The 6,974-nt window shown below is 54.7% G+C and carries 7 protein-coding genes; 5 read left to right on the top strand and 2 right to left on the bottom strand.

The window, feature by feature from the left end:
- Positions 1–201: GntR family transcriptional regulator (locus tag ABLN94_RS23960; protein ID WP_352997142.1), on the bottom strand; the 201-nt coding region annotated here is incomplete at its 3' end.
- Positions 202–360: 159 nt separating this feature from the next.
- On the opposite strand from ABLN94_RS23960, the gene ABLN94_RS23955 reads away from it, so the two are divergent.
- From ABLN94_RS23955 to ABLN94_RS23935, 5 genes are all read left to right on the top strand, one after another.
- Positions 361–1,443, top strand: a complete 1,083-nt coding sequence (locus ABLN94_RS23955; protein WP_352997140.1) for a quaternary amine ABC transporter ATP-binding protein — start codon at positions 361–363, stop codon at positions 1,441–1,443.
- 9 nt (positions 1,444–1,452) lie between these two features.
- On the top strand, positions 1,453–2,424 hold the full coding sequence (locus tag ABLN94_RS23950) for an ABC transporter permease (RefSeq protein WP_352997138.1): 972 nt from the start codon (positions 1,453–1,455) through the stop codon (positions 2,422–2,424).
- A 19-nt stretch (positions 2,425–2,443) separates the two neighbouring features.
- Positions 2,444–3,436, top strand: coding sequence for a glycine betaine/L-proline ABC transporter substrate-binding protein ProX (gene proX, locus ABLN94_RS23945; protein ID WP_352997137.1), 993 nt, complete (start codon positions 2,444–2,446; stop codon positions 3,434–3,436).
- A 76-nt stretch (positions 3,437–3,512) separates the two neighbouring features.
- Complete coding sequence (locus tag ABLN94_RS23940) at positions 3,513–4,463, top strand: GlxA family transcriptional regulator (protein WP_352997135.1); 951 nt, start codon at positions 3,513–3,515, stop codon at positions 4,461–4,463.
- Positions 4,464–4,788: 325 nt separating this feature from the next.
- Positions 4,789–5,568 carry a HalD/BesD family halogenase gene (locus ABLN94_RS23935; protein WP_352997134.1) on the top strand — a complete coding sequence of 260 codons (780 nt, stop codon included), beginning with the start codon at positions 4,789–4,791 and terminating at the stop codon, positions 5,566–5,568.
- Between the two features lie 179 nt (positions 5,569–5,747).
- On the opposite strand, the gene ABLN94_RS23930 is transcribed toward ABLN94_RS23935, so the two are convergent.
- Positions 5,748–6,779, bottom strand: coding sequence for an NADP-dependent oxidoreductase (locus ABLN94_RS23930; protein ID WP_352997132.1), 1,032 nt, complete (start codon positions 6,777–6,779; stop codon positions 5,748–5,750).
- Positions 6,780–6,974: the final 195 nt, after the last annotated feature.

The following is a 6,974-nucleotide window of genomic DNA, read 5'->3' as shown; positions in this document are numbered from 1 at the left end:
ACCACGATTTTCCCGCAGATCAACATAGCCCTGACCTGCCAATTGACGCAAAACCTCACGCAATGGCGTCCGAGAAAGATCAAACTCTTCGGAAAGCTTCGATTCGTCGAGGTCCGCACCTGGACGCAGCGCAAGCGTCATGATGGCCGTTTTAAGGTAGCCAAAAAGCTCTGTCTTTTTGCGCTTGGACGCGTCCTTCATTCCAATCTCCATCGTTGCTTTTGAACTGGTCGGACCAAGATGGCGCTGCTTCCCAAGTTCGGCAACCTTTTCATTCAAATCGTATTAGAAAAAAATACAAATTGTGTACAGAGAAAAAATATGCAGTATGCAGGAAATGTTTTCGGAGGAGAGAGTCGGGTGACGACACAATCGGAAGAGGCCGTGATTGATTGCCGCAACTTGTGGAAGATTTTTGGCCGCCGCGCAGATGAGGCGATGAAAGCGGTTCAGGAACAGGGGCTTGGCAAGCTGGAAGTTCGAGACCGTTTCGACTGTGTCGTCGGGGTGCAGGACGCAACCTTTACTGTCGGGCGTGGCGAAATCTTTTGCATTATGGGTCTGTCGGGGTCGGGAAAATCTACCCTGATTCGACATGTGAACCGGCTGATCGAACCCACATCGGGCCAATTGTTCATCGAGGGACAAGACGTCAATAAACTGTCCGCTCGGGATCTGCGCGAGGTGAGGGCAGAGAAAATCGGCATGGTGTTCCAGAACATGGCGCTGATGCCCCATCGTACAGTGCTGGATAACGTTTCCTTCAGTCAGGAAGTTCGTGGCCACGATCCGAAAGAGCGCCGAGAAAACGCGATGCGCGCGATTGACGCCGTGGACCTGAACGGCTGGGATCAGAAATACCCTGACGAACTCTCTGGTGGGATGCAGCAGCGCGTTGGTCTGGCTCGGGCGATCGCAGCCGATCCCTCGATTCTGTTGATGGACGAACCATTCTCGGCTCTCGACCCGCTGATCCGCCGCCAGTTGCAGGACAAGTTTATGTCCCTGTCAGCCGAAATGAAGAAAACCACCCTGTTCATCACGCACGATCTGGACGAAGCGATCCGTATCGGGGATCGCATCGCCATCATGAAGGACGGTGCGCTGGTACAGGTTGGTACGCCCGAGGATATCGTAACCAATCCGGTCGACGACTACGTGGCCGACTTCGTAGCCGGAATTTCCAAGCTCGAACTGATTTCGGCCGGCAAAATTATGGAACCTTTGGAAGCCTTTGAGCAGCGCCGGGGCCCGTTTAACCCCGAAGCCTGGCCCGAAGCCCATCCAGACCACTCACTCGATGATCTCGTCAACCTGTCCATTTCCACTCAACACCCGGTTGTGGTCAAGGCTGATGGCAAACCGGTTGGGATCGTCACCAAGAATGCTCTGCTGCGCGGGATTCAGGGCGACATCGACGATCCAGCGGCAATGAAACACTGAGAGGGCACCATGTCAGAGACAGCATTCAATATCCTCGATCCCTTCTCTTCGGTGGATCTTGGCATCGCCGAAAGCGCGGACGGCGTCAAAGGTTGGGCCATCGCCAACAGGGGTATCATTCAACCGATCAAAAACGTCTTCAACGAGTTGATCGTCAGTATCGATACGGCGTTGAACGCGGTCCCGCCGCTGATCATGCTGATTATCATCACACTGATTGCCTGGCAGGCGGCAGGGCGCCGCACGGCAATACTCGTTGCAATTTCGATGACCGTTCTGGGATTTCTGTCGCCCAACGCATGGGGCCTGGCGATGACCACGCTGGCCATCGTCGTCTCGGCGGTGATCCTGTGTTTCTTCATAGGTTTGCCCTTGGGTATTCTTGCTGGCAAGAACGACCGCTTCGAAGCGGCCATTCGCCCCATTCTGGATACGATGCAGACAATCCCGGCCTTTGTGTATCTGGTGCCGGTAGTCATGTTGATCGGTATCGGCAACGTGTCAGGTGTGGTGGTGACAATCATCTTTGCGCTGCCGCCGCTAATCCGCCTTACCTCGCTTGGTATCCGAGGCGTAAACCCTTCGGTTGTCGAAGCTGCCCGGGCTTTTGGCGCGAACCCGCGACAGGTTCTGTTCAAGGTTGAACTGCCATTGGCAACGCCGACCATTCTGGCAGGCGTTAACCAGACCATCATGCTGTCGTTGTCGATGGTTGTGATCGCTTCGATGATTTCAGTCAAAGGGCTAGGTAACGAAGTGCTGCGCGCCATGGGAAGACTGGATGCCGGCAAGGCTCTGGTTGGCGGTCTGGGCATCGTAATCCTTGCAATTGTACTGGACCGGATCACGCAAGGAATGGGTCAGTCAGGCCGCGAGCGCGGCCATCGCCATTGGTACGAAGGCGGCCCCGTCGGCGCCGTATTGCGCCTGCTCAACAAGCCTCAACCCGAAGAAACCCCTGAACCACAGAAAACGAACTAATCTACTGGGAGGAACCTAAATGTTCGTCAAATCCACTCTGGCCGCGTTTGCCGCCACAACTATCCTGAGCGCGGCCGCGTTTGCGGACGGTCACCTGCCGGGCGAAGGAGTAACTGTCCGCCCCATTCTCCAGCCGATCACGGAAGAGCTGTTCCAGCACCGCATCCTGTTCAAAGCCCTCATCGATCTGGGTTACGAGGTGGCCGAGCCTGAAGAGGTTCAGGCGCAGACGCTGCACCTGGCCCTCGGAACCGGCGACGCGGATTTCACCGCTGTTCACTGGAATGGTCTGCATGACACGTTCTTCCAGGAGTCCGGCGGTGACGAGGTCCTGGAAAAAGTTGGCACCCTGATCGACGGAGCGTTGCAGGGATATCTGATCAACAAATCTGCCTATGATGCGGGTGTGCAAAATATTGGAGACCTGGCCGACCCTGAAAAAGCTGCACTGTTCGATGCTGATGGTGATGGTAAAGCCGATCTCGCAGGCTGTGTACCCGGTTGGGGATGCGAGCGTGTGATTGAGCATCAGCTTGACGAGTTCGGGTTGCGCGACACGGTAAACCACAACCAGGGTGAGTATAACGCGATTATCGCTGACACGATTGCGCGCAGCGAAAGTGGTGAAAACGTGCTGTACTACACATGGACTCCGTATTGGGTGTCGGGCGTTCTGATCCCGGGTGAAAACGTCGAATTCCTCGCCGTGCCGTACTCGTCACTGCCTGATGGCGCGACCGCCGAGACCACTTTTGACGGCAAGGACCTGGGTTTTGCCGTCGACAGCATCCGAGTTGTTGCGACCGACGACTTCCTGGCAGCGAACCCTGCTGCGGCAAAGCTGTTCGAAGTAGCCAAAATCGACATCAATGATATTTCGGCGCAGAACAAAAAAATCGCGGACGGCGAGGATAGCTCGGATGACATCGACCGTCATGTCGACGAGTGGATCGCGGCAAATCAGGCTGCCTATGACAGCTGGCTGGATGCCGCTCGCAGCGCCGCGCAATAACCTCTAGGGAATAACACTGCAATTGAGACTGCGCGGTTTGTCCCGCGCAGTTTTTGCTTTTGACACTAAGGCCACCATGTCCAACCCGCAGCACTTTGTCTTTCTGCTCATCGAAGAGTTCTCACACCTGGCGTTTTCCTGCGCGATTGAACCTCTTCGTATTGCGAACCTTGTACGGGGTGAAAAGCTGTACAAGTGGTCAATTCTGTCGGAAGACGGGGAAACCGTAACCTGTTCCAATGGGATTAAAACGGTGGTGGACGGCGGTATTTCGGGGATTCCCAAATCTGACCGGTTGTTCGTTCTGTCAGGCATAAACATGCAGGCACATGCGTCGCGTTCACTATTGTCTGCACTCAGGCGTGAGCGTGCCCGGGGCACTCCGATCGGAGCGCTGTGTTCCGGAGCTTGGCTATTGGCAGAGGCGGGTTTTCTGGACGGTTCCGAAGCGGCAATTCATTGGGAATACCACGACAGCTTCATGGAGGCCTTTCCGGAGGTCAATCTGGTGCGCAGCGTGTTTACCGTCGAAGGCAAATTCATAACTGCATCCGGCGGCACGGCCACAGCGGACCTGATGCTTCATCTTATCGAACAGGACCACGGCCATGATCTTGCCGTCGCTGTGTCCGATCAGATGGTCTATAACGCCGTTCGCAATGCCACCGCAGAACAGCGTGTTTCGATCCAGTCTCGGAATGGGATGCGAAACGCCCATTTGGCCAGAGCGATCCAGATAATGGAAAAGTCGATTGAAGCACCGGTTTCACCGTCCAAAATAGCGATGGAAATCGGGATATCGACGCGCCAGCTGGAACGTTTGTTTGGAAAGTACCTGAATGCGTCCCCCAAGAAATACTCGATGGAGATGCGACTGGACCGAGCGCGTAAGCTGCTATTGCAAACAGAATCCTCGGTTACAGAAGTTGCGTTTGCCTGCGGGTTCGAAAGCCCTGGCCATTTCGCGCGGGTGTACCGCGCCCATTTTGGGACTACACCGCATTTGCAAAAGAACAAGATCGGATAACGTATGGTACTGTCGAAATGTTTGACGTCAGTGCCAGTGGAACTGTTTAGGTGGACTTGACCAGAGTGGGTTCTGGCTCGTCGCAACCACCAAGAATTGGAGGGTCTTGCCAGGGGAGCCCGTCTTGAGGCGGGCAGGGGGCATTCATAGTCGCGCCCCATGAATAAATTGTCGCTATTCAAATACTTCAAAACCGGTGACGAGTTTCGCAGGCATTTACTTCGCTCGTTTGAAATTGAGTCAGACCGAAAAAAGCAGCTTTCCGCATTCCAAAAGAAAAGGTTTAATCGGCCTATTCAAAGCTTCTCTAGTATAGGCTAGCAGCATGGAAATAGCAGACATCGTCGACTTTGAACGTTTTCCACTGGGAAGCGAAAACTTCGGTGCAAAGGCAAGAGCATCTCTGGATGAATTCGGAGCGCTGGTGTTGGAGGATTTCATCCGCCCCGAGGCGCTTTCCTCTATGCAAGCTGAAGCCAAGGCCAGGCAGGACCAGGCGTATTTCTGCACGCAGAGCCATTCGGTCTATCTAACGCCGACGGATCCTGCATTTGACGCATCGCATCCGGCCAATCGACGAGTACAGTCGTCCAAGGGATGCGTCTGCGACGACGTGGTTTCGCCAACATCACCGCTGCGTATTCTATACAACGCCCCGTCCTTTCGCAGCTTCATTAAGCAGGCTACGGGCGAGACCGAACTGCACCCCTATGCCGACCCGCTGTCCTCAATCAATATTCACTATGCAACCCGGGGGCAGGAACTCGGCTGGCATTTCGACAACTCTTCGTTCGCCATCACGCTACTGATCCAAAAACCCGACGCCGGCGGCCGTTTCGAATATGTAAAGGACTTGCGGGACGCGGGCACGGGCGACATGAATTACGACGGTGTCAGGGCTGTCTTGGACAGTGAAATGAAGCCACAGGTGCTGAGCATGGACCCGGGGACGCTGGTGCTGTTTCGCGGTCGGAACTCCATACACCGGGTTTCCCCGAATGAAAGTGACATAACACGAATGCTCGCTGTACTGGCCTATAATGCTGAGCCCGGCGTGGCACTGTCAGAGAACGCCCGTATGACGTTCTATGGTCGATTGAACTGACTTTGCCACATTGCACCGCCGCACAAGCACATGCTGGATCGGATTCAGATCACAGCATTAGATAGTTAGGCCGCCGGCCCGCTGAAAGACGACCCAGTGATTTATGTGGTCGTCGTTACTTCACCGGCGACCGCATCGTCAGTGGTGCAAGCACTTACGATACTTCGCCGCCTGATCGGTTAACCAACTTTCACCACCATTTTCCCAAAGTTTCCGCCAGCCAGAAGTTGGTTGAAGGCTTCAGGAGCATTTTCCAGCCCCTCAACCATATGTTCCTTGTAGTTGATTGAACCGTTTTCGAGCCAGGACGTCATGTCTCGGACAAACTCCTGGTACACCTCGGGTCCGAAGGTGTCGAAGATTATGAAACCCTGCATTTTGACTTTCATCCGCAAAATCGTGCCCATGATCGCAGGGCCCATATCCGGGCCGTCGGGCAAGCCGGGCAGGTTGTACCAGGATACAATCCCACAGACGGGCACCCGTGCGAACGGGTTCAAGAGCGGTAACACAGCATAAAGAACTTTGCCGCCAACGTTTTCGAAATAGACATCAATTCCGTCTGGGCAGGCATCACGCAATTGCGCTGCCAGATCGTCAGACCGGTGATCCAGACACACATCAAACCCGAGGTTTTCGACAACATGTGTGCATTTTTCCGAGCCGCCTGCGATGCCGACCACACGACATCCTTTTAACTTTGCGATTTGACCGACAGTTGCGCCAACCGGACCGGCTGCCGCAGCCACAACAACTGTTTCACCAGCCTTGGGTTCCCCGATTTTAAGAAGACCGGCGTATGCCGTGTAGCCGGGCATTCCTAGTATGCCGAGCGCCCAAGACGGGTTGTCCGGGGATTTTCCCAAGTTGACGACCTGTGTTCCGTCAGAGACAGCGAAGTCCTGCCAACCGCTTAAGTTCAGCACAAAGTCTCCGACCTCGTACGCCTCGATGTTGGATTTTACCACCTGTCCAACGACCTGAGCTGTCATAACTCCGCCAATCGGAACGGGTTCGGCATAAGATTTGGCATCATTCATTCGCCCGCGCATGTAAGGATCCAGCGACAGATACACCGTGCGTACCAGCATCTCGTCTGGACCAGGCTCAGGAACGCTTGTGGTTTCAAGGCGCAACGTATTCTCGTCGGGTTGTCCATTTGGGCGTTCAGCTAGAACAATACGACGATTGGTGGCGGATGATTGGGGCATTGCGACCTCCTGAAGAGCGGTTTTCTTGCAGCAGAAACCGTATTTGGCTGGAGCGCAACACATGAGTGTCAACAGGTTCGGAAGCTACTCTCTGTGACAGTCTCAGACGCGTATTTTCCGCTTAGCGGTAGCATCGCAGCTCCATGTTCTGCACCGCTCTGAACTCTTGTCGGATGCGAAACCGATCGACCCTAA

This window comes from Ruegeria sp. SCP11, from assembly GCF_040329455.1.
Taxonomy (GTDB): domain Bacteria; phylum Pseudomonadota; class Alphaproteobacteria; order Rhodobacterales; family Rhodobacteraceae; genus Ruegeria; species Ruegeria atlantica_E.
The sequence above is the reverse complement of the archived record's forward strand: the minus strand, read 5'-3'. Positions and strand labels throughout refer to the sequence as shown.

Coding starts and splice junctions, on each gene's coding strand:
- ABLN94_RS23950 (WP_352997138.1), top strand. CDS start 1,453: ATGTCAGAGACAGCATTCAATATCCTCGATCCCTTCTCTTCGGTGGAT.
- proX (WP_352997137.1), top strand. CDS start 2,444: ATGTTCGTCAAATCCACTCTGGCCGCGTTTGCCGCCACAACTATCCTG.
- ABLN94_RS23940 (WP_352997135.1), top strand. CDS start 3,513: ATGTCCAACCCGCAGCACTTTGTCTTTCTGCTCATCGAAGAGTTCTCA.
- ABLN94_RS23935 (WP_352997134.1), top strand. CDS start 4,789: ATGGAAATAGCAGACATCGTCGACTTTGAACGTTTTCCACTGGGAAGC.
- ABLN94_RS23930 (WP_352997132.1), bottom strand. CDS start 6,779: ATGCCCCAATCATCCGCCACCAATCGTCGTATTGTTCTAGCTGAACGC.